Origin of the sequence: Streptomyces sp. Ag109_O5-1 (assembly GCF_003814875.1) — a bacterium.
GTDB classification, from domain to species: domain Bacteria; phylum Actinomycetota; class Actinomycetes; order Streptomycetales; family Streptomycetaceae; genus Streptomyces; species Streptomyces sasae.
In genome coordinates this window covers 1920337-1944535 of record NZ_RKQF01000001.1, presented here as the reverse complement: position 1 = coordinate 1944535, position 24199 = coordinate 1920337, and the positions used below count along the sequence as shown (strand labels likewise).

The 24199-nt window shown below is 72.0% G+C and carries 20 protein-coding genes and 1 pseudogene; 13 read left to right on the top strand and 8 right to left on the bottom strand.

What is annotated here, in order from left to right; genetic code table 11:
- Window positions 1-22 precede the first annotated feature (22 nt).
- From hydA to EDD90_RS08805, 3 genes are all read left to right on the top strand, one after another.
- On the top strand, window positions 23-1426 hold the full coding sequence (hydA, locus tag EDD90_RS08815; protein ID WP_123972543.1) for a dihydropyrimidinase: 1404 nt from the start codon (window positions 23-25) through the stop codon (window positions 1424-1426).
- A gap of 11 nt (window positions 1427-1437) precedes the next feature.
- Window positions 1438-2457, top strand: coding sequence for a TIGR03842 family LLM class F420-dependent oxidoreductase (locus EDD90_RS08810; RefSeq protein WP_123972542.1), 1020 nt, complete (start codon window positions 1438-1440; stop codon window positions 2455-2457).
- Between the two features lie 131 nt (window positions 2458-2588).
- Entirely contained in the window at window positions 2589-4109 is a 1521-nt protein-coding gene (locus tag EDD90_RS08805; protein WP_123972541.1) for an NCS1 family nucleobase:cation symporter-1, read from the top strand.
- A gap of 40 nt (window positions 4110-4149) precedes the next feature.
- On the opposite strand, the gene EDD90_RS08800 is transcribed toward EDD90_RS08805, so the two are convergent.
- On the bottom strand, window positions 4150-4833 hold the full coding sequence (locus tag EDD90_RS08800; protein ID WP_123972540.1) for a hypothetical protein: 684 nt from the start codon (window positions 4831-4833) through the stop codon (window positions 4150-4152).
- Window positions 4834-5138: 305 nt separating this feature from the next.
- On the opposite strand from EDD90_RS08800, the gene EDD90_RS08795 reads away from it, so the two are divergent.
- The gene (locus EDD90_RS08795) at window positions 5139-5996 is read left to right on the top strand and encodes a bifunctional 2-polyprenyl-6-hydroxyphenol methylase/3-demethylubiquinol 3-O-methyltransferase UbiG (RefSeq protein ID WP_123972539.1); all 858 of its coding nucleotides are present in this window, start codon (window positions 5139-5141) and stop codon (window positions 5994-5996) included.
- Here EDD90_RS08795 and EDD90_RS08790 read toward each other — a convergent pair.
- On the bottom strand, window positions 5985-6251 hold the full coding sequence (locus tag EDD90_RS08790; protein ID WP_123972538.1) for a GlsB/YeaQ/YmgE family stress response membrane protein: 267 nt from the start codon (window positions 6249-6251) through the stop codon (window positions 5985-5987). The two genes, EDD90_RS08795 and EDD90_RS08790, sit on opposite strands and share 12 nt — an antisense overlap.
- Before the next feature lie 251 nt (window positions 6252-6502).
- Here EDD90_RS08790 and EDD90_RS08785 point away from each other — a divergent pair, with 251 nt between their 5' ends.
- A complete protein-coding gene (locus EDD90_RS08785) occupies window positions 6503-6865 on the top strand; it encodes a helix-turn-helix transcriptional regulator (RefSeq protein WP_260327739.1) in 363 nt (120 codons plus the stop codon).
- A gap of 229 nt (window positions 6866-7094) precedes the next feature.
- Window positions 7095-8795, top strand: coding sequence for an LCP family protein (locus EDD90_RS08780; RefSeq protein WP_185148992.1), 1701 nt, complete (start codon window positions 7095-7097; stop codon window positions 8793-8795).
- 608 nt (window positions 8796-9403) lie between these two features.
- On the opposite strand, the gene EDD90_RS08770 is transcribed toward EDD90_RS08780, so the two are convergent.
- The 3 genes from EDD90_RS08770 to EDD90_RS08760 all read right to left on the bottom strand — a co-directional run bounded on the left by EDD90_RS08770 (window position 9404) and on the right by EDD90_RS08760 (window position 11941).
- A complete protein-coding gene (locus EDD90_RS08770) occupies window positions 9404-10018 on the bottom strand; it encodes a TetR/AcrR family transcriptional regulator (protein ID WP_123972536.1) in 615 nt (204 codons plus the stop codon).
- Window positions 10019-10080: 62 nt separating this feature from the next.
- A complete protein-coding gene (locus EDD90_RS08765; RefSeq protein WP_123972535.1) occupies window positions 10081-11232 on the bottom strand; it encodes an NAD(P)/FAD-dependent oxidoreductase in 1152 nt (383 codons plus the stop codon).
- Window positions 11233-11329: 97 nt separating this feature from the next.
- A complete protein-coding gene (locus EDD90_RS08760; protein WP_260327738.1) occupies window positions 11330-11941 on the bottom strand; it encodes a hypothetical protein in 612 nt (203 codons plus the stop codon).
- A 181-nt stretch (window positions 11942-12122) separates the two neighbouring features.
- Between EDD90_RS08760 and EDD90_RS08755 the strand changes: the two genes are divergently transcribed.
- From EDD90_RS08755 to EDD90_RS08735, 4 genes are all read left to right on the top strand, one after another.
- Window positions 12123-13919, top strand: a complete 1797-nt coding sequence (locus EDD90_RS08755; protein ID WP_185148991.1) for a gamma-glutamyltransferase family protein — start codon at window positions 12123-12125, stop codon at window positions 13917-13919.
- A gap of 380 nt (window positions 13920-14299) precedes the next feature.
- Window positions 14300-15148, top strand: a complete 849-nt coding sequence (locus EDD90_RS08745) for an inositol monophosphatase family protein (protein ID WP_123972534.1) — start codon at window positions 14300-14302, stop codon at window positions 15146-15148.
- Between the two features lie 85 nt (window positions 15149-15233).
- Window positions 15234-16643 (top strand): NAD(P)/FAD-dependent oxidoreductase, encoded by a 1410-nt coding sequence (locus EDD90_RS08740; protein WP_123972533.1) that lies wholly within the window; start codon window positions 15234-15236, stop codon window positions 16641-16643.
- On the top strand, window positions 16640-17149 hold the full coding sequence (locus EDD90_RS08735) for an O-acetyl-ADP-ribose deacetylase (RefSeq protein ID WP_123972532.1): 510 nt from the start codon (window positions 16640-16642) through the stop codon (window positions 17147-17149). Before EDD90_RS08740 ends, EDD90_RS08735 begins: the two co-directional genes overlap by 4 nt.
- Before the next feature lie 21 nt (window positions 17150-17170).
- Here the strand turns inward: EDD90_RS08735 and EDD90_RS08730 are convergent, their stop codons facing one another.
- The 3 genes from EDD90_RS08730 to EDD90_RS08720 all read right to left on the bottom strand — a co-directional run bounded on the left by EDD90_RS08730 (window position 17171) and on the right by EDD90_RS08720 (window position 18805).
- Window positions 17171-17458 carry an SHOCT domain-containing protein gene (locus EDD90_RS08730; RefSeq protein WP_123972531.1) on the bottom strand — a complete coding sequence of 96 codons (288 nt, stop codon included), beginning with the start codon at window positions 17456-17458 and terminating at the stop codon, window positions 17171-17173.
- Window positions 17459-17473: 15 nt separating this feature from the next.
- Entirely contained in the window at window positions 17474-17935 is a 462-nt protein-coding gene (locus tag EDD90_RS08725; protein WP_260327737.1) for a DUF6325 family protein, read from the bottom strand.
- 171 nt (window positions 17936-18106) lie between these two features.
- Window positions 18107-18805 carry a GAP family protein gene (locus EDD90_RS08720; protein ID WP_123981034.1) on the bottom strand — a complete coding sequence of 233 codons (699 nt, stop codon included), beginning with the start codon at window positions 18803-18805 and terminating at the stop codon, window positions 18107-18109.
- A gap of 138 nt (window positions 18806-18943) precedes the next feature.
- On the opposite strand from EDD90_RS08720, the gene EDD90_RS08715 reads away from it, so the two are divergent.
- From EDD90_RS08715 to EDD90_RS56960, 3 genes and pseudogenes are all read left to right on the top strand, one after another.
- Window positions 18944-19867 (top strand): YhjD/YihY/BrkB family envelope integrity protein, encoded by a 924-nt coding sequence (locus EDD90_RS08715; protein WP_123972530.1) that lies wholly within the window; start codon window positions 18944-18946, stop codon window positions 19865-19867.
- Between the two features lie 100 nt (window positions 19868-19967).
- The gene (locus EDD90_RS08710) at window positions 19968-21302 is read left to right on the top strand and encodes a hypothetical protein (RefSeq protein WP_260327736.1); all 1335 of its coding nucleotides are present in this window, start codon (window positions 19968-19970) and stop codon (window positions 21300-21302) included.
- 193 nt (window positions 21303-21495) lie between these two features.
- Window positions 21496-24169: pseudogene (locus EDD90_RS56960) on the top strand (LuxR C-terminal-related transcriptional regulator).
- Window positions 24170-24199 lie beyond the last annotated feature (30 nt).

Here is a 24199-nt window from a genome sequence, read left to right as displayed (position 1 = left end):
TGACCACGAAGGAGAGGACCCCATGACCGGCCGGACAGCAATCCGTGGCGGACTCGTCATCACCGCGTCCGACGAGATCCACGCCGACGTCCTGATCGAGGACGGCCGTGTCGCCGCCCTCGCCGCCTCCGGCACCCCGGCCGCCGAGGCCTTCAGCGCCGAGCGGACGATCGACGCCACCGGCAAGTACGTCATCCCGGGCGGTGTCGACGCCCACACCCACATGGAGCTGCCATTCGGCGGCACCTTCGCCTCCGACACCTTCGAGACCGGCACCCGGGCAGCCGCCTGGGGCGGTACGACGACCATCGTCGACTTCGCCGTGCAGAGCGTCGGGCACAGCCTGCGCGAGGGTCTCGACGCCTGGCACGCCAAGGCCGAGGGCAACTGCGCCATCGACTACGGCTTCCACATGATCGTCTCCGATGTGAACCAGGAGACGCTCAAGGAGATGGATCTGCTGGTGGAGGAGGGGGTGACCTCCTTCAAGCAGTTCATGGCCTACCCCGGTGTCTTCTACTCCGACGACGGCCAGATCCTGCGTGCCATGCAGCGCTCCGCCGAGAACGGCGGCCTGATCATGATGCACGCCGAGAACGGCATCGCCATCGACGTACTGGTGGAACAGGCGCTGGCGCGCGGGGAGACGGACCCGAGGTATCACGGCGAGGTGCGCAAGGCGCTGCTCGAAGCCGAGGCCACGCATCGCGCCATCAGGCTCGCCCAGGTCGCCGGCGCGCCCCTCTATGTCGTGCACGTCTCGGCGATGGAGGCGGTTGCGGAGCTGGCGCGGGCCCGGGACGAGGGGCTGCCCGTCTTCGGCGAGACCTGTCCGCAGTACCTCTTCCTGTCGACGGACAACCTCGCCGAACCGGACTTCGAGGGCTCGAAGTACGTGTGCAGCACCCCCCTGCGCCCCAAGGAGCACCAGGCCAAGCTCTGGCAGGGCCTGCGGACGAACGACCTCCAGGTCGTCTCCACCGACCACTGCCCCTTCTGCTTCGTCGGCCAGAAGGAGCTCGGCCGCGGCGACTTCTCGAAGATCCCCAACGGCCTGCCCGGCGTAGAGAACCGGATGGACCTGCTTCACCAGGCCGTCGTCGACGGGCACATCTCCCGCCGCCGCTGGATCGAGATCGCCTGCGCCACCCCGGCGCGGATGTTCGGCATGTATCCGAAGAAGGGCACCATCACCCCGGGTGCAGACGCCGACATCGTCATCTACGACCCGCACGCCGAGCAGATCGTCTCCGCCGAGACCCACCACATGAACGTCGACTACTCGGCGTACGAGGGCAAGCGCCTCACCGGCCGGGTGGACACGGTCCTCTCGCGCGGCGAACCCGTCATCACCGAGCGGGAGTACACCGGACACGCCGGGCACGGCGTCTACACCCCGCGCTCCACCTGTCAGTACCTCAACTAGGAGTGGCGCCGATGGACTTCGGACTCGTCCTGCAAACCGACCCGCCCGCCTCCCGGGTCATCAGCCTGATGAAGCGGGCCGAACGCAACGGCTTCTCGTACGGCTGGACCTTCGACTCCGCCGTGCTCTGGCAGGAGCCGTTCGTGATCTACAGTCAGATCCTGGCCAACACAACCAAGTTGACAGTCGGACCGATGGTCACCAACCCGGGCACCCGCACCTGGGAGGTCACCGCCTCCACCTTCGCCACCCTCAACGACATGTTCGGCAACCGGACCGTCTGCGGCATCGGCCGCGGCGACTCCGCGATGCGGGTGGCCGGCCGCAAGCCCAACACCCTCGCCCGGATCAGCGAGGCCATGAAGGTCATCCGCGCCCTCGGCCGGGGCGACGAGGCCGACCTCGGCGGTACCGTCGTCAGGTTCCCGTGGATCAAGCCCGGCGCCGAACTCCCCGTCTGGATGGCCGCGTACGGCCCGAAGGCCCTGAAGATGACCGGCGAGGAGGCGGACGGCTTCATCCTCCAGCTCTCCGACCTCTACCTCACCGAGTACATGGTCAAGGCCGTGAAGGACGCGGCCGTCGCCGCCGGACGCGACCCGTCCGAGGTGACCATCTGCGTCGCCGCCCCCGCCTATGTCACCGAGGACGACTCGCCCGAGGCCCTCGCCCATGCCCGCGACCAGTGCCGCTGGTTCGGCGGCATGGTCGGCAACCACGTCGCCGACCTCGTCGCCAAGTACGGCGAGCACTCGGCCGCCGTACCCGACGAACTCACCGACTACATCAAGGCCCGTCAGGGGTACGACTACTCGCACCACGGGCGCAGCGGCAACCCCGACACCGAGTTCGTGCCCGACGAGATCGTCGACCGCTTCTGCGTCATCGGCCCGGCCGAGAAGCACATCGAGAAGCTGAACGCCCTGCGCGAGTTGGGCGTCGACCAGTTCGCCGTCTACGACATGCACGACGCGCAGGAGGCCACCATCGACGCGTACGGGACGAAGGTCATCCCGGCCGTCAACGGTTAGCCCCCACTCCGCAGTTGGTCTCCCCCTTCCCGCCGTCCCGGGAAGGGGGTCAGGGCGCACCCCACTCGCGTACCCCCCCAGCCCCCCGCACGGCCTCTCTCCCGTCCCACCTCATCCCGATTGGCCTGCCCATGACCGACACCGCTCCCTCAGCCATACCCCTGTCCGGTCAAGTCGCCCTCCCCGACGGGCGCGTCGAACTCTCCCCGGGCTCCCCGCCGCCGAGCGGTCCGTACGCCAACGAGGACCTGCTGCCGGTCCCCGTCGCCAAGCGCACCTGGACCACGTACAACTTCTCCGCCCTCTGGGTCGGCATGGCCCACAACACGGCGTCCTGGACGCTGGCCTCCGGGCTGATCGCGGTCGGCATGGACTGGAAACAGGCCGTGTTCACCATCGCCCTGGCCAACCTGATCGTCCTCGTCCCGATGCTGCTCACCGGGCACGCCGGACCCAAGTACGGTATCCCCTTCCCGGTCTTCGCCCGCGCCTCCTTCGGCGTGCGCGGCGCCAACCTCCCCGCGGTCGTACGGGCGTTGGTGGCGTGCGGCTGGTTCGGCATCCAGACCTGGATCGGCGGCGAGGCGATCTTCTTCCTCGCCGGCAAGCTGATCGGCGACAGCTGGGCGAACGCCTCGCACATCGGCGGCTACGCCTGGACCATGTGGCTGTCGTTCGCGCTCTTCTGGGTGCTCCAGGTCGCGATCATCTACCGGGGCATGGAGACCATCCGCCGCTTCGAGAACTGGGCCGCGCCCTTCGTCCTGGTCGGCGCGATCGTGATGCTGGTCTGGATGAGCAACAAGGCCGGCGGTCTCGGCCCGCTCTTCGACCAGCCCTCCAAGCTCGGCTGGGGCGGCGGCTTCTGGAAGATCTTCTGGCCGTCCCTGATGGGCATGATCGGCTTCTGGTCGACGCTGTCGCTGAACATCCCCGACTTCACCCGGTACGGGAAGAGCCAGAAGGCCCAGACGTGGGGGCAGGCGCTCGGCCTGCCGACCACCATGACGCTCTTCGCGTTCCTCTCCGTTCTGGTGACCTCCGGTTCGCAGGCCGTCTACGGACAGCCGATCTGGGACCCGGTCCAGCTGGCCGCCAAGACGGACAACGTGGTCGGCCTGCTCTACGCCCTGGTCACCGTGCTCGTCGCGACCCTGTCCGTGAACATCGCGGCCAACCTGGTCTCGCCCGCCTTCGACTTCTCCAACATCGCGCCCCGGAAGATCAGTTTCCGTACCGGCGCCCTGATCACCTCGGTCCTCGCGGTGCTGATCTTCCCGTGGAAGCTGTACTCCGACCCGCAGGGCTACATCTTCACCTGGCTCGGCCTGGTCGGCGGTCTGCTCGGCACGGTCGCCGGCATCCTCATCGCCGACTACTGGCTGCTCCGCCGTACCCGCCTCGACCTGACCGAGCTGTACCGCACGGGCGGCCGCTACTGGTACGACGGCGGCTGGAACTGGCGGGCGGTGGTCGCCTTCCTCACCGGAGGCGTCCTCGCGATCGGCGGCGCCAGCTTCAAACCGCTGATCGACGGGCGTCCCATCCCGGCCCTGTCCTCGCTCGCCGACTACGGCTGGGCGGTCGGTCTCGGCACGTCCCTGGTGCTGTACCTGGGGCTGACGACGCTGGTACGGCCCAAGGAGGCGTGAGCAGGAGGCGCGGCGCGCGTACGAAGGGCAGCCGGTACGGCTACTGGCTGCCCTTCAGCGCGGTCACCGCGGCCTTCGCCGCCTGGATGGCACCCTTGTTGATCACGTCCGTGCTGGGCGCCTTCTTGGTCTCGAAGTCGCTGCCGTTGTAGGTGACGACCACCAGCGCGTTGGAGACCTGGGCCATCACCACGCCCTCGCGGGTCTGCTGCTTGTCCTCGGTGGTGAGGTTCACGACGGAGTAGCCGCTGTCACCGAGCCCCGGTACGGCCCCGCCGCCGCTCTTCTCCGCGACCCGGTCCTTGTACTCCTTCGCCGCCGCCGCGTCCGTGTCCATGATCTCGAAGGAGACGTCGAGCCAGCGGTAGTCGTACCCCTTGAGCGCGTTCCAGGAGCAGGTGCGGCGCAGCTTGGTGTCCGTGGAGGGGATCTCCTTGCCGGCCGTCTTCGCGCCGGGCACCAGCGACTTGACGGTGGCCGCGGGGATGCTGCCGCAGGGGGCGGGCGAGGCCGAGTACGTCTTCGTGGCGGCGTCCGTGGACGAGGACGACGACGGGGCGCCGCCGGAGGCCTGGGTGGTCGTCTGCTGGGACGAGGTGTTGCCCGAGGCGGTGTCGGGCGTCTTGTCCGGACCCGACGCCATGGCCCAGCCCGCACAGGCGAGCACGGCGACCGGCGTCAGGCGCGCGGTGAGGGCGAGCGGCAGTGGCAGGGAGCGTCGCAAGTCGCACTTCTCGTGGGGGCGGTGTGCGGAGGAGTCCGCACTGCGGACGGGACGCCAGTTTCACACGAGACCCTGTGGGGCGGAAGTGGAATCGGTGCCTTGCCTGTGAGGCAGGGGGTGTGCCGGCTAGACCCTCGGCGCGGGCCGTCCCTCTACATCCGGAATGTCGCGCGTCCGCGGTCCCTGTACATCCGGAATGTCGTGACTGCGGTCGACCTCCGAGAGTGACGTGCGTCACCGTCGGGTCCTCCGGGGGTCGGCAAAGTCGTTTGCGCACCCGGTTTTCCGGCCGTCAGCCTTTTCGCATGACCGCGACGTCAACGCCCGAAGAGCCCGTGTCGACCGCCGGGGACGAGTCCGCCGCCACCACACTGCGCGAGGACGTCCTCGCCTACTACAACGAGGGCAAGGAGGACGCCCGGCTGCGGGACGGCGTCGGACTCCTGGAGTTCTGGCGCACCCAGGACGTGCTGCGACGGCTGCTGCCGGCGGCTCCCGCGCGGGTGCTGGACGTGGGAGGCGGCAGCGGGGTGCACGCCGAGTGGCTGGCCGCGGACGGGTACGCCGTCGACCTGGTGGACCCGGTGCCGCTGCACGTGGCCCAGGCGGCCCGGCTGCCCGGCGTCACGGCCCGGCCCGGGGACGCCCGGGATCTGCCTGTCGGTGACGCCGCCTACGACGTCGTACTGCTGCTGGGGCCGCTCTACCACCTGCCCGAGCGGGCCGACCGGGTAAGGGCGCTGACCGAGGCGCGGCGGGCGGTGCGGCCCGGAGGAGTGGTCGTCGCGGCCACCATCAACCGGTATGCCGCGCTGCACGACCTCCTCCACGAGGAGCGTTACTTCGAGCCGGGCCAGCGGGCCGTCGCCGATGCCGTGTCCGAGGACGGCAGGCTCGCCTCCCAGTGGGACGGCAGCCTCTTCACCACCGCCTATCTGGCCCAGCCGGCCGAGACCCCGGCGGAGTTCGCCGAGGCCGGTCTCGCCGTCGACGGGCAGTACGGCGTCGAGGGCATCGCCTGGCTCATGGGCGGGGTGGAGGAGTGGCTGGCCGACCCCGAGCGCCGGGCGGCCGTCCTCGCGGCCACCCGGCGTATCGAGTCGGAGCCGTCGCTGCTCGGCGCGAGCGGCCATCTGCTGACCGCGGGACGCTCAGTCGCGTGAGTTGCCGAACAGCACCCGGTAGCCGATGAGGAGCACCAGGGAGCCGGCGATCGCGGCACCCCAGGTGTACAGGTCGAAGAAATGGCTCTGCACCGGGCGGTCGAGGAAACGGGCGGAGAGCCAGCCGCCGACGAAGGCGCCGGCGATACCGATGAGGGTGGTGCCGATCAGGCCACCCGGGTCGCGGCCGGGCAGCAGGATCTTGGCGATGCCTCCGGCGAGGAGGCCGAGGATGATCCAGCCGATGATGCCCACGTTCGGTGTCCTCCTGGTACGGGGGTGTTGCCAAGCTGAGTTGCCTTGTTGCGCAAGCTTATGAACGGCGGCGGCCTTCGGCGGCGCCTGACGTCGAGCCGTCGATGATCTGTCACCCGTTCATGACAATGCGGGCAGGACGTGGAGGAAACGGCGGGAGGAAGTGACGCGAGGCCGTGCGGGGCCTGGTGACCGCACGGCTACACTGAGTGGGCATCTGTGCGGCGACTGTGATGGGAGGGGGGCAGGCTGTGGGGGAGAGTGCCGAAGACTTCGCGGACCCCTCCGACGGGGTGCTGGCGGAGGCGGCCGCGGTGTTCGGGCTGCTGGCCTCGCCGGCCCGGCTGCACCTGGTGTGGGCGCTGTCCCAGGGCGAGAGCGATGTGACGCGGCTCGCCGACCGGGTCGGCGGCGCCCTGCCCGCCGTCAGCCAGCACCTGGCCAAGCTCAAGCTGGCGGGTCTGGTGAGCTCCCGCCGGGAGGGGCGTCGGCAGATCTACTACGTGGACGATCCGGACATCGTGACCGTGGTACGGGCGACCGTCGGCCAGCTGAGCGCACGCTCGCACGAAGTGCCCGCACCGGCCGGCCGGTTGCGCGGGGTCGGAGTCTGAAGACTCTGGGCCTGGCACGCGCGCGGTGCTTAGATGGCGGGGGCGCGGCGGAGGTTCACATGACATGCCTCACCTGTGAATTCGGGTGGGATCTGTGCTGCCGGGGCTGTGGGTTTGTTAGATTGCGCAATCACGCAACCTAAGTGGGTCCACCACACGCCTGCCCGTACCCCGCCGAGTACGGGCCGACCGTATCGCCTGGGGGCCCGACCGTTCATGGGAGTGGAAGATGACCGACCCGTGGGACGGCCCGGGGGGCCAGGCCACGCGTAGCCGCACCGACCGGGTGCCGGGACAGCGTGGTGCCCTGCCCGACGGGACCAGGCCGACTGGTGGCCGGGCCGCGGCCCGGCAGGCGGCCAAGTCGCACGGCGGCAGAGGGGCCCGGCGGGCCAGACCGGTGGGCCGCGGTAAACGGTTCCTGAAGGTCTTCGGCCTGGTCACGGCCGTGATGGTGCTCGTCACGGCCGGTGCGGGCTGGTGGTTCTACGAGCACCTGAACGGCAACATCAACAGCGTCTCCCTCGACGGCAAGGGCGGCACGGAGAAGGCCGACGCGTTCGGCCGGACCCCGATCAACATCCTGGTGATCGGCTCGGACGGCCGGACCAGCGCGGCGGACTGCAAACTCGGCGGCGGCTGCAGGACGACCGGTGTGCAGACCGGCAACGGCAACGCGGACGTGGAGATGGTCGTCCACATATCCGCCGACCGTTCCAACGCGACGGTGATGAGCATCCCCCGGGACACCATGGTCAACGTCCCCGCCTGCAAGGACGCCAAGAGCGGCGAGTCCACGTCCGGCTACTACGGGCAGGTCAACAGTGCCCTCCAGTACGGTCCGGCCTGCCAGGTGTCCACGATCCACCAGCTCACCGGCATCACCATCGACCACTTCGTGAAGCTGGACTTCTCCGGTGTGGTCAAGATGTCCGACGCGGTGGGCGGTGTCTCCGTGTGCGTCAACGGCAACGTGTACGACACCTACTCGCATCTGAAGCTGTCCAAGGGCACCCACACCCTCAAGGGCGAGGCGGCGCTGGAGTTCGTCCGCTCCCGGCACGGCTTCGGCGACGGCAGCGACCTCGGTCGTACCGTCTCCCAGCACATCTTCCTCAGCGCGATGATCCGCAAGTTCAAGAGCGCGGGCACGCTCACCGACCCCACCGCCGTCTACAGCCTCGCCGACGCCGCCACCAAGGCGCTCACCGTGGACGACGGCCTCGGCACCGTCAAGAAGCTGATCTCGCTGGCGGCGGACGTGAACAAGGTCCCCACCAAGCGGATGACCTTCACCACCATGCAGACCGCCCCCGACCCCACCAACAGCAACCGCGTAGTCGTGGGCGCCGGCGCCAAGGACCTCTTCGCCACCATGGCGAATGACCAGTCGCTGACCACCAGTTCGGGCAAGAAGTCGTCGGCCGCCTCGGCGACCGCGAAGCCGACGCCCACCGTCGCGGCCGTCCCCGCGGCCCAGATCGCCGTGACGGTCGAGAACGGCACCGACGTCACCGGCCGTGCCTCCGTCGTCGCCAACTCCCTGATCTCGCAGGGCTTCAGCACCGGCACCAGCACGGCCAACGCTCCGACCTCCGCGACCTCGACCACCCTGACCTACGGCAGTGGCGACAAGGGCGAGGCCCAGACCGTCGCCAAGGCCCTGGACATCCCCAGCTCGCACATCAAGTCGGGCTCCGGATCCGGTGTGGTCCTGGTGATCGGGAGCGACTGGACGAGCGGCAGTTCCTACCCGGCCAGCTCAGGCGACACCAAGGCCGCGGTCTCCAACGCCAACGCCTCGACCGCCAGCGACACCAAGACCTGCGCCAAGGTCAGCCAGTACAAGACGGTCAGCCTCAACGGGGTGCCGATGACCCCGGGCCAGGCCTACGCGGCGGCGAGCAGCAAGCCCGACTCGGACAAGTGAGGTGAGCCCCCTCCGCCACGGTGATCGCGAAGGGGGCTCACGGACGCCGTGGCCGACGAGCGCATCGCCGGCCACGGCGTCCGCCGCCTTCCGGGCTGTGGCTGTGGTGGCCGCGATATCCAGGCAGCGTGCTACCGGACACGGCGGACTCGACCTCCCTCGGATCGTTTGCCGGAACAGAACGTGATCCGCACGCCGCCTGACCGTCGGCGTGGGTCCGTATCGGTCCGGCCTCCTTCGGCTGGGGGGGCCGGTCAGGCGGTGGTGCGCCGGTCGTAGGCGGCGCGGGCGGCGTAGACCTGGGCTGCGCGGTCGGCGGTCCAGGTGCACAGGACACGGGTCTCCCCGGCGATCTCGGTGCCGAGGCCGGTGAGCCCGTAGCGGACCAGGAAGAGCGCCCTCGCCCGTCGATGACGTCCACGCGGTCCCGCGAACCGGTCCGGTCCGGGGCTTCGACGCGCCGCCTCACGGTGACCGCTGTCGGTGCCGGCCGGTCCAGACCGACTGGGCTGCCGGAGCCGTCAGGGCGGCAGGTTGCGGCTCGACTGCGGTGCTTGCCGCCGGTGTTGGGGTGGGCGGTGAGCCTGGGCCTCGGGGTGGGCCGGGTTTCAGCGGCCGGGGCAGGCGAGCGTGGTCCAGCCGTTCTCCAGCAGCTCGAAGGCGCGGGTGACGGCCTGGCGGAAGTCGGCCTGGTCGCGCACCACGCGGGGCGCTTCGAGGGCGAAGTGGGCCAGCGCCGCGCAGGCGGGATCGTCGGCGGGCAGGCCGCTCTCCTCGGCGATGACGCCGGCCAGCGCGCAGGAGTGGCGCAGCCACATGGCCTGCTGGTAGTCGCGCAGGGCCGGGGTGCTGTTCACCAGCTCGAAGAAGGCGACGAAGGCGGGGTCCCGGCGCGCCGCACCGAGGCGGTGGTGCAGCGCGTGCTCGCGGAGCGCCTCGGGGATCGACTGTCCCGTCGGCCGTTCGCGGACCGCGGCCAGGAGCCGGGCCTCCTGGTCGGCGTCCTGGTCGAAGACGAGCGCCTCCTTGACCGGGAAGTGCTTGAACAGCGTGGTCGTGGACACGTCCGCGGCATCCGCGATCTCACGGATGCCCACGTCGTCGTAGCCGCGTTCCAGGAACAGACGCAGTGCGGCGTCGGCGATGGCCTGCCGGGTGGCGGCCTTCTTGCGTTCACGGCGTCCCGTGGGTGCCGGCGCGGCGGAGGCCTGGATGTCGGTCATGACATGACCCTACTCCCTTGGTTGTTCAACTTCGGAAGTTGAGCTGTTGCACTTATGCGGTGTCAGTGGTCGTCGCGGTCGTTGCGGTCGTCGGCGTCGTCGAAGTCGGGCAGTTCGGCGGACAGCAGTCCCTCGGCTCCGTTCTCGAGCAGCTGCTGTATCTCGGCGGAGCGGGGCAGCATGGTCTTCTCGTAGGCGAGGACCGCGTCGGCGACGGTGTTGTTGTTCACGAGGGCGAGGGCGAGGTCGCAGGCGTCCAGCATGGCGAGGTTGACGCCGACGCCGAGCGGGGGCATGAGGTGGGCGGCGTCTCCCAGCAGGGTGACCGTGGGGTTGTGCTCCCAGGTGTGGGGGACGGGCAGGGCGCAGATGGGGCGGTCGACGTAGCGGCCGTCGTTGTCGGTGATCTGTCGGCGCAGGGTCGGTGACCAGTCGCGGTAGCGGTCCAGGAGGAGGGCGCGAATGCCGTCGGTGTCCTGGACGGTCAGGCCGGCGGCGGTGATCCAGTCGGCGGGAACGCGCTGCATGATGTAGACGCGGATGTGACCGCCGCTGCTGCGCTGGGCGAACAGGCCGCGGTCGCCGTCGGCTGCCGAGGCGCTGCCCTGGCCGACGAGTTCGGCGATCTCGGGGTGCTCGTTGTCGACGTCGTGGAACCAGGCTTCGAGGAAGCTGATGCCGGTGTACCGGGGGGTGGCGTCGGAGATGGCGCGGCGGACCTTGGACCAGGCTCCGTCGGCGCCGATGACGAGGTCGGCCTCGATGGTGGTGCCGTCGGCGAAGTGCAGCTGCCGGGGGCCGGTGTCGGGTCCTTCGACGGAGCTCAGCGTGTGGCTCCAGCGCACGGTGCCGGGCCGGAGCGAGTTCAGCAGGAGGTCGCGCAGCTGTCCGCGGTCGATCTCCGGCTTGAAGCTCTCGCCTTCTTCGGGGATGTGGTGGAGGAGGACGGTGCCTGCGGGGTCCATCTGGCGCATCTCCTGGCCCTCGGGGCGGGAGAGCCGGAAGAAGTCCTCCAGCAGCCCGGCTTCGCGCAGGGCGATCTGGCCGTTGTCCTCGTGCAGGTCGAGGGTGCCGCCCTGGTTGCGCATGTCGGGGCCGGCTTCGTGGTCGTAGACGGTGGCGCTGATGCCGTGCTGCTGCAGGATGCGGGCGCAGGTGAGGCCGCCGGGGCCGGCGCCGATGATCGCGATGCGCGGGGTGTGGGTGGTGGTCATGGTGGTGCTCCGTTCGTGAGGCACGGCGAAGCCGTGCGGTGCGCTGTATGCGGGAGAGGAGATCAACTGGTCGCGTGGACGGGGGTGTCGGCCTTCTTCAGGGGGACTTCGATGACGAACAGCGCGGCGAGGAAGGCGAAGCGCACAGGGCGGCGGCGGTCAGGAAGATGTGACCGGTGCCGGTCGTGACCGCGTCGGGGTAGGCGCTCCTGGCCACGGCGGGCAGCTCGCGCAGGGCGTTGGGGTCGGCCTCGCCGCCGGCGGGCAGCGCGGACCGGACGGCGCGGGTGAACAGCGAGCCGAAGACCGCGACGCCGAGGGATCCGCCGAGGGTGTGGAGGAGTTGGTCGCGGAGTCGTCCTGCACGGTCTGCTGGAACAGCGGCAGATGCAGGCCCGCGCCGAACATGACGACACCGGCGACGAGGATCAGCACCATCGCGAGCGGGTAGTTGCGGTGGTTCGTGAACACGCTCAGCGGCAGCAGCGGCTCGTCGGCCCGCCTCTCCCCGGCGATGAACGCGCGCAGCCCGGTCACGGTCACAGCGCCGAGCGTGAAGATCTCCCAGGAGTCGCTCCAGGCCGCCCAGGTCGCCGACGATCGTCGGCATCGCCGTGCTCACGACCATGTTGTCGAGCAGGGAGAGCAGCATCGCGAGCATCACGCCGAGCAGGACCCAGCGCACGTTCTTCGGTACGACGGCGGACATGGCTGATCACCCCTTTCGGAGGGGGAGGAGCGAGGAAGGAGGACGGAGGCGGCGATCCGCGACCGTCACTCCAGAAGAGCACAACAACTAAATAAGTGCAACCGATGCACTTTTGAAGTCGTGCAACCTGCGGTAGTGTCCTGGGGAGGCTGAACGACGAACGCGAACGCCGAGGTGAGAGATGCTGTTCACCACCCGTCCCACCCTTCAGGGCACCTTCGGCATGGTGTCGTCCACGCACTGGCTGGCCTCCCAGTCGGCAATGGCGGTCCTGGAGGCCGGCGGCAACGCGTACGACGCCGCCGTCGCCGGCGCGTTCGTGCTGCATGTCGTCGAGCCCCACCTCAACGGGCCCGCCGGCGAGGTGCCGATCCTGCTCGCCCCGGCCGGCGGCGAGGTGCGGGTGCTGTGCGGACAGGGTGTGGCCCCGGCCGGCGCCACCGTCGCCCACTACCGGGGGCTCGGCCTGGATCTCGTCCCCGGCACCGGCCCGCTGGCCGCCGCCGTCCCCGGCGCCTTCGACGCCTGGCTGCTCCTGCTGCGCGACCACGGCACCAAGCCGCTCGACGAGGTCCTGAAGTACGCCGTCGGATACGCCGAGCACGGACACGCGCCGGTGGAGAACGTCGGCGCGACGGTGGACAGCGTCCGGAAGCTGTTCGAGACGGAGTGGACCTCGTCGGCGGAGCTCTATCTGCCCGGCGGACGGGCACCCCGCCCCGGCGAGCTGTTCCGCAACCCCGCCCTCGCCGCGACCTGGAAGCGGCTGCTCGCCGAGACCGCGGGCGTGGGGGACCGGGAGGCACGGATCGACGCGGCCCGTGAGGTGTGGCGCTCGGGCTTCATCGCCGAGGCCCTGGTCGGGCAGGCCGCCCGCCCCACCATGGACACCAGCGGGGAGCGGCACACCGGCACCCTCACCGCCGCCGACCTGGCCGGCTGGTCCGCGGGCTACGAGCGACCGGTGTCGTACGACTGGAACGGCTGGACCGTGTGCAAGGCGGGCCCCTGGAGCCAGGGCCCCGTCTTCCTCCAGCAGCTCGCCCTGCTGCCGCCCGAACTGCCCGCCTACGGCTCCGCGGACTACGTCCACCTCCTGGTCGAGGGCTGCAAGCTCGCCATGGCCGACCGCGAGGCCTGGTACGGGGACGCGGCCGAGGTGCCGCTGGCCGAGCTGCTCTCCGACGCCTACAACGCCGGGCGGCGGGACCTGATCGGCGCCAAGGCCTCCGAAGAGCTGCGGCCCGGCAGCCCCGGCGGACGCGAGCCGAGACTGCCCGGGTACGCGCGCGTGGAGGCCGGGATGAGCACCGCCTTCGACCCGCTGGGCGCCGGTGAGCCGACGGTCGCGCAGGTCGCCGCCGACGGCACCACCCGGGGCGACACCTGCCACCTGGACGTCGTCGACCGCTGGGGCAACATGGTCGCGGCCACGCCCAGCGGCGGCTGGCTCCAGTCCAACCCGGTCGTCCCCGAGCTGGGCTTCCCGCTCGGCACCCGGCTCCAGATGGCCTGGCTGGAGGAGGGCCTGCCGAACTCCCTCACGCCCGGCCGGCGCCCCCGCACCACGCTCACCCCGTCGATCGCGCTGCGCGACGGGGTTCCGGTGCTGGCCTTCGGCACACCCGGCGGCGACCAGCAGGACCAGTGGCAGCTGCACTTCTTCCTGGCCGCCGTCCTGCGCCACCGGGTCCGCGGCGGCCTCGACCTCCAGGGCGCGATCGACGCCCCGAACTGGCACAACGACAGCTTCCCCAGCTCCTTCTACCCGCGCGGGCGCCGACCCGGGAGCGTGACCGTGGAATCGCGGACGGACCCCCGGGTGGTGGAGGAGCTGCGGCGGCGCGGCCATGACGTGACGGTCGCGCCGGACTGGTCGGAGGGACGGCTGTGCGCCGTGGCACGGGACCCGGAGACCGGGGTGCTGTCGGCGGCGGCGAATCCTCGCGGGATGCAGGGGTACGCGGTGGGACGCTGACGCCGCCGGGCCGCGGCCGGCCCCGACAGCGCCGGGCGAGCCCGCACCGGGCGGACCACGACCCGCCGAGCCCGGGCCGCCCATGCTGCCTGCCTGCCGTGCCGCTGCAGGCCGTGCCGCGTGATGGCCGGACAGGTCCGCCGACGGGCCGGAGCGGGCTTCGCCAGCGCGGGCTTCGCCAGCGCGGGCTTCGCCAGTGCGGGCTTCGCCAGTGCGGGGAGAGCCGTGTGCCGTCCGTGGCTGCCGTCCGTGCTGCGTGCCGGCCGGGCTGGGCCGTCGGTGGCTGCCGTTGATCGTCGGCACTGTCTGTTCGGCCGGATTCCATCGGTAGTACACCCGGGCGGCGGGGATTGTCAGTGGCGCGTGCTCTCATAAGGGGCATGATCGAAGCAACGGAGACCATCGACGAGTTTCTCCTTCAGCACGCCGGTGACGTCGAGGATGCCGTCCGCAAGGCCGCGCGCACCGAGATCCTGCCCCGCTGGCGGCGGCTCGCCGACGACGAGATCGACCAGAAGGCCGGGCCGCACGACCTGGTGACGGACGCCGACCGGCTGGCCGAGAAGTACCTCACCGGGGCGCTCGGCGCCCTGCTGCCCGGCTCCGTCGTGGTCGGCGAGGAAGCGGTGCACGCGGACCCGTACACCTACGAGGCGATCCAGGGCGACGCGCCGGTGTGGATCGTCGACCCGGTCGACGGCACCCGCCAGTTCGTGCGCGGCGAGGACGGCTTCTGCACCCTGGTCGCGCTCGCCCACCGCGGCGTCCTGCTCGCCTCCTGGACCTACGCCCCGGCCCGCGAGCAACTGGCCACGGCGGTACGGGGGAAGGGTGCCTTCCTCGACGGCATACGGCTGCTCGCCGGGTCGCCCGCCGAGGGCCGGGACCTCGAAATCGCCACCTCCCACCCGGACTACACGACCGACGCGCAGAAGCGCGCGCTGCACGCCCTGTGGGTCGACGGCGTCGCCCCGCGCGCCTGCGGCTCGGCGGGTCTGGAGTATCTCGCCGTCGCCCGGGGCGAGTTGGACGCCACCGCATTCAGTTGGGAGGCGGCCTGGGATCACGCGGCCGGGCTGCTGCTGGTCGAGGAGGCGGGCGGCGCCCACCTCACCCTCGACGGTGAACCGTTCCGCATCACCGGCGGCAACACCCTGCCGTTCACCGCTGCCCGCGACGCGGCCACCGCCCGACGCGTGGTGGACCTGCTGCAGAACCCGCACTGGTAACCCCGAGCGAGGAGAGTGTCAGTCCTCCGGCATATCCTGAAGCCGAGTGGCCATCGGCTGACGAAGGGGTCCGAAGGTGCCGTCGATGCTCGATGCGGTCGTGGTGGGTGCGGGGCCGAACGGACTGACGGCCGCCGTGGAGCTGGCCCGCCGCGGTTTCTCGGTCGCCCTCTTCGAGGCGAAGGAGACCGTCGGCGGCGGCGCCCGCACCGAGGAGCTGACACTCCCCGGCTTCCGGCACGACCCGTGCTCCGCCGCGCACCCGCTCGGCATCAACTCGCCCGCGTTCCGCGCCCTGCCGCTGGAGCGCTACGGCCTGGAGTGGCTGCACGCCGAACTGCCGATGGCGCACCCCTTCCCCGACGGCCGCGCCGCCGTACTGGCCCGCTCCGTCGCCGAGACGGCGGCCTCGTTCGGACCGCGCGACGCGGGCACCTACCGCAGGCTGGTCGAGCCGTTCCTGCCCAAGTGGGACACCCTCGCCCGGGACTTCATGTCCCTGCCGCTGACCGCGCTGCCGCGCGACCCGGTCACCCTCGCCCGTTTCGGCCTGGTCGGGCTGCCGCCCTCCTCCCTGCTGCTGCGCCGCTTCCGCGACGAGCGGGCCAGAACCCTCTTCGCCGGTCTCGTCGCCCATGTCATGGCCCCGCTCAGCGGGTTCGCGACCGGCGCCATCGGCATGGTCTTCGCCCTCGCCGCGCACGCCCGCGGCTGGCCGGTCGCCCGCGGCGGCTCCCAGGCCATCTCCGACGCCCTTGCCGCCTACCTCAAGGACCTCGGCGGCGTGATCCACACCGACTACCAGGTCAAGCGCCTCGACGACCTGCCGCCCGCACGGTCGTACATCTTCGACACCTCGCCCACCGCGCTCGCCCGTATCGCCGGCTTCGGCGACTACTACCGGGACTACCGTTACGGCCCGGGCGTCTTCAAGATCGACTACGCGCTGGACGGCCCGGTACCGTGGACGGCTCCTCAGGCCCGCCGCGCCGGGACCGTGCAGATCGGCGCGGACAGCGCGGAGATCGGCACCGCCCTGCGCGCCGCCTCCCGCGAGGGCCGCGCCCCCGACCGGCCGTTCATGATCACCGTGCAACCCAGTGTCGTGGACCCGTCCCGCGCCCCCGAGGGCAAGCAGGTGTTCTGGGCGTACGCCCACGTCCCCAACGGCTGGACCGGCGACCTCACCGAGGTGATGGAGCGTCAACTGGAGCGCTTCGCCCCGGGGTTCCGCGACCGCGTGCTGGCCCGCGCCACCGCCGGCCCGGCCGAACTCGCCGCCCGCAACGCCAACTACGTCGGCGGCGACATCGGCACCGGCGCGGTCTCCGGCCTGCAGATCCTGCTGCGCCCCAAACTCTCGCTGTTCCCGTACGGCACCCCGCACCCCGCCGTCTTCATCTGCTCGTCGGCCACCCCGCCGGGCCCGGGTGTGCACGGCATGTCGGGGCACAACGCGGCGAAGGCCGTGTGGAGGAGGCTGAGACAGTCATGACCCGCATCACGCTCGTCCGGGGCGACATCACCCGGCAGACCGCCGACGCGATCGTCAACGCGGCCAACTCCTCCCTGCTCGGCGGCGGAGGCGTCGACGGCACCATCCACCGGCGCGGCGGCCCCGCGATCCTGGAGGACTGCCGGAAACTGCGCGCCGGACACTACGGCAAGGGCCTGCCCACCGGCCAGGCGGTCGCCACCACGGCCGGGGAACTCGACGCGAGCTGGGTCATCCACACGGTCGGTCCCGTCCACTCCAAGAGCGAGGACCGCTCCGACCTGCTGGCCTCCTGCTACCGCGAGTCCCTGAAACGCGCCGACGAACTCGGCGCCCGCACGGTCGCGTTCCCGGCGGTCTCCACCGGCATCTACGGCTGGCCGATGGACGACGGCGCCCGGATCGCCGTGACGACGGTCCGAGAGGCGGACACGGCCGTCGAGGAGGTCCGCTTCGTACTCTTCGACGAACAGGCGTACGAGGCCTTCGCCGCGCAGCTCCCCTGAGAGACTGAGGAAAACCCCGCGTCAGCCCAGGAGCCGGCGCTTCTGGGCTGCGAACTCCTCGTCGGTCAGAACGCCCTGCGCCTTCAGCTCGGCCAGCTCCTTGAGCTGGCCGATCCGGGCCGTCATCTCGTCCTCGACGGGCTGCGTCGGCGGCGGTGGCTGGCACGCGGCCTGCGGTTGCGGCTCCTGCTGTTCGTAGTCCTGCTGGGCCCAGCGGCCCGCCTGGCGTCGCGAGACCCGGTTGGACACCGCAGTGGCGGTGCCCGCGACGACAGCGGTGCGGGCGATTCCCCGCAGCAGTCCGGGCATGTCCCTCATCTCCCCTCAGGCGGCGGCGGATCCGTCGGGCGGCGTCGGCTCCTCGACGGCGTCGAGCGAAGCCAGCAGGGCCTGCACGGGAATCCGGCCGCTCGCGACCAGCTCGGCCCCGCTGCGTCGCAGCGCGCGTGCCAGGGGAGCGGCCCACAGGTTCTCGTACACCAGGACCGCGGCGGAGTTGCCGGGCTCCAGTGCGTTGCCCGCCTCGGCGAGGTCACCCTCGTCCAGCAGCCCGGACGAGGCCCCCTCGAAGACGGTGAGATCGGCTTCCTCGTCGCCGAGATCCCGCAACTCCAGCGCGGAGACCGAGCCGTCGGCGTCCTTGCGCAGAAAGGCGAGGTCGAGGATCCGTACGATGCGGCGGTCGGCGAGGTCGACCAGCAGGGGCAGGGCCTCGCCCGTCAGGCGGTTGCCCGGGAACTCGATCACCAGGTAGTCGACGGGGCCCATGTCCTCGACGCTGTCCATGGCCACTCCTCCTGAGCGACGCGGGAGTGTGCGGGGCGGTGCGGTCGTCAGGCCGCACGCTCCATTCCAGCACCGGCACCGGACCACCGCACTCCAGCGGGCCGGCGTGGCCACCGTCCGTGGCCACCCTCGGTCCCTGGTCGGTCGTCGGCTCGTCGGCTCGTCGGCTCGTCAGCTCGTCAGCTGGTAAAGGCTCCTGCCCACCAGCCAGAAACCCAGGAGCAGGCACAGCGCCACCAGCGCCTGCTCCTGGTGGCCTGCCAGCCAGGCCCGCAGCCGCAGCAGGCGGGCCCGTGCCGCGGTCGGGGCGAACACCACGTACAACTCGACGGCGAGCAGGCTCGCGGTGGCCAGGACACAGAAACCGACCAGGGCGAGCCAGGTCGTGAAGTGCGAGGTGTCCGCCTCCACCACGGTCGTCGCCCCGGCCGCGACCAGCCCCCAGGGCTGCAGCAGGACGGCCAGGCCGGCCGCGCTCCAGACCGTGCTGTGATCCATGTGCGAGGTCAGGGACGCGGATGGCGACGCGGACGCCGACGGCTCGGGCCCGGTCGGCCCGCTCCCGGGCCGCCGGCCACGCAGACCGCCGCGCCGCCGGCGCCGGTGCTCACCGTAGAGGACGAGCGACACCCCGATGAACAGCTTCGCCGCGAGGGCGGCGGTGGAGGGCGGGGACCTCGGCGGTGGCGGCTCGCCGCCGGTCAGCACCAGGACGATCGCGATCACCAGGGTCAGGCACGCCAGCCAGCTCAGGATGAAGACCAGGCCCTTCCACACCCCCCTCGCCGACGCCACCACCAGGACGAAGGCCATGAGAGGCAGCGGTTCGAGCGTGATCGCCAGGCCGATGAGCACCAGATCGAGCACCATGGCGACCCCCAGCGTCTCGGACACCACGAGCGTAGGCAGGAGTTGCCCCTACGACATCCGGGGCGGCTCCCGGCGAAGCCCTCCGGAGTGCCGCCGGGGCGCCCGCCCCGCACTCTGGACGCAGGAAGGAGCGATGCCATGCAGACCAGCGGGCGGGTGCCGAGCACCGGCTCCCGGCCCGTTCCGTCCGGGTGGCGCGCGCGGACCGCGCGACTGGTCGCCTGGGCACAGGAGGTGCACCGGCGGGCGGAGGTCCGGTACCCGGTCGTCATCCACCTCGCGGACCGCATGGTGTCCGTGAACATCTTCGACACCGCCACCCGACTGGCCTCCCTGTGCTTCCTGGCCGCCGTTCCGCTGCTCTTCGTCTTCGCCGCCTACGCCCCGCCGGCCATCCGGGACCAGCTGATCCGCTCCATGCGCTCGGTGTTCGGGCTGACCGGTCCGGCCGACGCCGAGATCCAGCAGCTGATGCAGCCCCAGGGGGAGAGCCTGCGGCAGACCACCGGCGTGATCGGCGTGCTCATGGTGCTGATCTCGGCCACCGCCGTCAGCCGGGCCGTGCAGCGGCTGTGCAAACGCTCCTGGGAGGTCCCCAGGGGCGGCCGGGTCGCACCGTGGCGCTGGGTGGCCTGGCTCGCGCTGTGGATCACCGCGCTGATCGTGCAGGGCTCGCTGCACGACGGCTTCGGCCTGGGAGCCTGGCTGGGCGTCCCGGTCACCCTCGTCGCCGAGGCGGGCCTGTGGTGGTGGACCCAGCACCTGTTGCTCGGTGGCTGCGTCACCTGGAAGCCCCTGCTTCCCGGTGCTCTGATCACGGCGATCACCCTCACCGCCCTGACGGCCACCGCGCGCTTCTACATGCCGCGGGCACTCAACCGAGCCCTGGCCGGATACGGCTCCCTGGGATCGGTCTTCGTGCTCCTGTCCTGGCTGATCGTGGTCTGCCTGGCCGCCACGGTCAGCGTCAGCTGCGGCGCGGTCCTCGCCCAGGAACCGTTCCTCGCCGACCGGCTCGGCAGCCCGCCACCGAGCCGGGACCGGGACGCGGGGACGACCTGACGGCGGGTATCCGTCGCCCGTTCGGCCCGCCCGGGCGAGCGGCGGGGCGGCAGGACTGGGGCAATGGGGGTGATCAGGCTCCCAGCACGTCGGAGGTCCCGTGGCCGAACCGCCCGCTCCACAGCCCCGGGACCCGGACACCACCGGGAGCGGGGCCGGGCCGAACGGACACCCGGGCGGCGCCGCCGGCCGGATCGCGCGCAGCACCTCCTCGGCCGTCCTCACCGTGCTGACCTGCATCCTGGTGCCCGTCGCCCTGCTGGCGACCTGGGTGCACGACATCGTCCTCGACACCGACCGCTACGTGTCCACCGTCGCTCCCCTCGCGACGGAGCCCGCCGTCCAGGACGCGGCCGTGCACCGGATCACCGAGGCCGTGGGCACCCACGTGGACGGCCCTCAGGTCGCCGGGGACATCGCCGGCTGGCTGCAGTCACAGGGACTGCCGCCCCGGGCCGCCGACGCGCTCAGAGGACTGGGGCCGCAGATCGACGACGCCGTCGACCAGACGGTGACCAAGGCCGCCACCCGCGTGGTACGCAGCGATGCCTTCGCCGGCCTCTGGCGCACCGCCAACCGTGCCGCCCACCAGGCCGTCGTGCACGCCCTGACCGGCAAGGGCCGCGGCGCCATCGGGGTCAGCGACGGCACGGTCACCCTGGACGTGGGTACCGCCGTCGACCGCGTCAAGCAGGACCTGGTCGACGCGGGCCTGAAACCCGCAGACAAAATCCCCCAGGTGAACAAGCAGCTGGTGCTGTTCCAGTCCGACGAGCTGGCGAAGTTCCGCAAGGGCGCCCGCCTGCTCGACATCGTCGGGAACTGGTTCCCGGTCCTCGTGGTGCTCTTCGGCGCGGCCGGTGTCCTCCTCGCCCGCGGCCGGCGCCGGGCCCTGGCGCGCACCGCGCTGGGCGCCGCCTTCGCCTGCCTGGTGGTAGCCGTCGGCCTGGCCGTCGCCCGCCGCTACTACCTGGACCACCTGCCGTCCCAGGTGCAGTCCAAGGCGGCGGCCGCGGCCGTCTTCGACACGCTGGTGCGTTTCCTGCGGGTCAGCCTGCGTACGGCCGTCGTCCTGGGCGTGGTCATCGCCCTGGGCGCCTACTTCATCGGGCCGGGACGCCTCCCGGTGGCTGTCCGGGGCACGTCGGAGCGTACGGCGGACTCGGCCGCCCGCTGGGCGGCCGGGCACCACGTCCGCACCGGACGGGCCGGCACCTGGGCGCTCGCGTACCGGCGGTGGATCACCCTTGCCGCACTGCTGATCATCACTCTGGTCTTCGCTCTCTGGAACCATCCCACCGTGCTCACGGTCCTGCTGCTGGTGCTCGTGCTGCTGGCCGTCCTCGCGGTGCTCTGCCTGCTGGCGGCCGCCGGCCGCAGCGACGCCGACACGCCCCCGGCCGCCGCCCCGGCCCACCCCGGCGACCGGACATGACCCCACACCCGACGGCCCTCGACGGACCCCGCCCTGCGCATGCGGGGCGGGGGTGTGGCGGGCCGGGTCGGTCGTGCCCTGCGCCCAGGCGGGGAGGCTGTGGTGGGGGCGGTCGGTCGTGGTCTGCGGTGTGGCGGCGAGGCTGGGATTCTGAAGGTGTGAAGCGCCGACAGCGCCCTGACGGGCAGGGGCGGTGATCTCTGTGGCCGTCCAGGACGAGTACCCGCGCCGACCGGTCGCCGTACCGGCCGGTCCGCCGGCCGAGCCGTTTCTGCGGACGCGGTTCGCCGTGCCGGCCAGGCCGCCCACCTTCCTGCGCCGGCCCCGGCTCGCCGGCCACCTGGACCAGGCCCTCGACCGGCCGCTGACGATCGTCGACGGTGCCGCGGGCGCCGGCAAGACCCTGCTGGTCGCCGACTGGGCCGCCGGACTCGGGCAGCCCGTCGCCTGGCTCACCGTGGAGGCCGCTGACCAGGGCTCGGGCAGGTTCTGGGCCTATGTGCTGCACGCCCTCCACGAGACCGGGACACCGCTGCCCGCCGGAGTCTCCGGCCCCCGGGACGCGGCCCGGGTCGACCACCGGCTGCTGACCCGCATCGCCGACACCCTGAACCGGCGGGAGCGGCCCGCGATCCTCGTGCTCGACGACTTCGACCGGCTGGCCGCCCCCGATGCGGCCGAGCAGCTGGAGTTCGTCCTGCACCATGCCGGGGACGGGCTGCGGCTGGTCCTGGTCACCCGCTCCGAGCCCCTGCTGCCCCTGCACCGCTACCGGAGCGCGGGCGCCGTCACCGAGATCAGGAACGCCGAGCTGGCCTTCACCACCGAGGAGGCGGCCGAGCTGCTGGCGCGGCACGGACTGCGGCTGCCCACGGAGGCGGTGCGGGGCCTGGTGGAACGCACCGGGGGCTGGGCGGCCGGGCTGCGCCTGTGCGCCCTGGCCGCCCAGCAGAGCGCGGACCCCGGAGACGTACCTGAAGGAGTTCGAGGCCGGGCACAGCATGATCGCCGAGTTCCTGCTCGCCGAGGTGCTGAAGGCCCAGCCGGCCGGGACCCAGGACCTGCTGCTGCGCGTCAGCGTGCTGGACTGCTTCTGCCCCGAACTCGCGGAGGCGCTGGCGGACTGCGGCGGTGTCGAGGCCCGGCTGGCCGAGCTGCACGGCCAGAACGCGTTCGTCGAGGACCTCGGGCACTCCTGGTACCGGCTGCACCCGCTGTTCGCGGAGATCCTCCGGGTCCATCTGCGGGCACGCTCCCCGGGACTCGAACCGGAACTCCATCTGCGGGCCGCCCGCTGGCTGCGGGACTCCGGCGCGATACCGGAGGCACTGGCGCACGGCGCGGCGGCGGGTGACTGGGAGTTCACCGCCGGCGCGCTCGTGGACGACCTGGCGCTCGGCCGGCTCATCGCCGGCCCGCCCGCGGACGACGTCACCGAGCTGTTCTCCCGCATGGACTCCGCCGCCACGGGCGCGGCGGCGGACCTGGTGCGCGCGGCCCGCGAGCTGTCCGGGCCCGATCTCGGTCTCGGCCTGGCCCACCTGGGGCACGCCGAGGAGAACCTGCCCGACGGGGCGTCCGCCGCGCGTCGCCTGAGCGGAGCGCTGCTGGAGGCCATGGCGGCCCGGCTGACCGGTGCCCCCGGCCGGGCCGAGCAGGCGATGTCCGCGGCTCTGCGGCTGCGCCGCGAGGTGCCCGCCCAGCTGCTGGCGAAACACCCCGAACTCACCGCCCTGCTGCTCTGCCATGTGGGCTCGGCGCGGGTATGGGCCGGACGTTTCGACGACGCGCGCGCGGTGCTGACCGAGGTGCTCGCCACCCCCTGCGACACGGCGTCGGCCCTGCCACGGGAGGACGCCCTCGCCCATCTCGCGCTGATCGACTATCTCGGCGGCTGGATCGGCAGGGCGGAGAGCCAGGCGCTGGCTGCGGCCGCGGCACGGTATCCCGGCGGGGAGCACGCCCCCGGCGCCGGGCTCGCGCAGCTGGTGCTGGCCGCCGTCGCCGTCGACCGCGACGAGCTGGAGCGGGCCCGGAGCCTGCTCGACGAGGCGGCCGGACCCGGCTCCGGCCTGCCCGACCCGGTGACCGAGGCTGCCCGGGCCCTGGCGACCGCACGGCTCCTGCTGGCGCTCGGCGACCCGCGGGCCGCGGCGACCGCCGCCGGCCCTGCCGTACCGGCCCTGACGCCCTCGCCCTGGGCCGAGGCCCACACGGCTCTGGCCGCCTCGGCCGCCCACCTCGCCGAGGGCAGGCCGGAGACGGCCGCCAAGGCGCTGGACGACCTGCCCTGCCAGGACGAGCCCGGGTACGCCGCGGAACTGGCATGGGCCCGGTTCGCCGCCGGCCGCCAGGAGGAGGCCGTCGCGGCGGCCGAGCGGCTGGGCACCACGGACCGGGCCGGACCCGGGGTGACGGTCCGGGCCACGCTGGTGCGCGCCCGCGCCGCGGCGGAGGCGGGGGACACCGGTGCCGCCGGCAAATTGCTCGCCAGGGCGCTCCTGGACGCCCGCCGGGACCGGTTGCGGCGCCCGTTCCTGGACGCCGGACCGCGGATCCGGTGCCTGCTGGAGGCCCCGCCGCTGCACGGCCTGACCGCGGGCTGGCTCCTCGGCGACGGCTGCGCGCCGGGCGGCGGACGGGGAGCGGGCGAGGAGCCGCCGGTGCCGGTGGTGGAGGAGCTGAGCGCCCGTGAGCGCGAGGTGCTCACCCGGCTGGCCCAGCTGATGTCCACGCAGGAGATCGCCGCCGATCTGTACGTCTCCGTGAACACGGTCAAGACGCACCTCAAGAGCGTCTACCGGAAACTCGGGGTGGGCCGGCGCGGCGACGCGGTACGCCGGGCCCGCGACCGCGGCCTGCTGTGACCCGCCCCCTGCCCACCGGAACGCAGGTTC

Bases quoted from the DNA above. Each gene is read 5' to 3' on its own strand.
- hydA (WP_123972543.1), top strand. From the start codon at position 23: ATGACCGGCCGGACAGCAATCCGTGGCGGACTCGTCATCACCGCGTCC.
- EDD90_RS08810 (WP_123972542.1), top strand. From the start codon at position 1,438: ATGGACTTCGGACTCGTCCTGCAAACCGACCCGCCCGCCTCCCGGGTC.
- EDD90_RS08805 (WP_123972541.1), top strand. From the start codon at position 2,589: ATGACCGACACCGCTCCCTCAGCCATACCCCTGTCCGGTCAAGTCGCC.
- EDD90_RS08795 (WP_123972539.1), top strand. From the start codon at position 5,139: ATGACCGCGACGTCAACGCCCGAAGAGCCCGTGTCGACCGCCGGGGAC.
- EDD90_RS08780 (WP_185148992.1), top strand. From the start codon at position 7,095: ATGACCGACCCGTGGGACGGCCCGGGGGGCCAGGCCACGCGTAGCCGC.
- EDD90_RS08770 (WP_123972536.1), bottom strand. From the start codon at position 10,018: ATGACCGACATCCAGGCCTCCGCCGCGCCGGCACCCACGGGACGCCGT.
- EDD90_RS08765 (WP_123972535.1), bottom strand. From the start codon at position 11,232: ATGACCACCACCCACACCCCGCGCATCGCGATCATCGGCGCCGGCCCC.
- EDD90_RS08760 (WP_260327738.1), bottom strand. From the start codon at position 11,941: ATGTCCGCCGTCGTACCGAAGAACGTGCGCTGGGTCCTGCTCGGCGTG.
- EDD90_RS08755 (WP_185148991.1), top strand. From the start codon at position 12,123: ATGCTGTTCACCACCCGTCCCACCCTTCAGGGCACCTTCGGCATGGTG.
- EDD90_RS08745 (WP_123972534.1), top strand. From the start codon at position 14,300: ATGATCGAAGCAACGGAGACCATCGACGAGTTTCTCCTTCAGCACGCC.
- EDD90_RS08740 (WP_123972533.1), top strand. From the start codon at position 15,234: ATGCTCGATGCGGTCGTGGTGGGTGCGGGGCCGAACGGACTGACGGCC.
- EDD90_RS08735 (WP_123972532.1), top strand. From the start codon at position 16,640: ATGACCCGCATCACGCTCGTCCGGGGCGACATCACCCGGCAGACCGCC.
- EDD90_RS08730 (WP_123972531.1), bottom strand. From the start codon at position 17,458: ATGCCCGGACTGCTGCGGGGAATCGCCCGCACCGCTGTCGTCGCGGGC.
- EDD90_RS08725 (WP_260327737.1), bottom strand. From the start codon at position 17,935: ATGGACAGCGTCGAGGACATGGGCCCCGTCGACTACCTGGTGATCGAG.
- EDD90_RS08720 (WP_123981034.1), bottom strand. From the start codon at position 18,805: ATGGTGCTCGATCTGGTGCTCATCGGCCTGGCGATCACGCTCGAACCG.
- EDD90_RS08715 (WP_123972530.1), top strand. From the start codon at position 18,944: ATGCAGACCAGCGGGCGGGTGCCGAGCACCGGCTCCCGGCCCGTTCCG.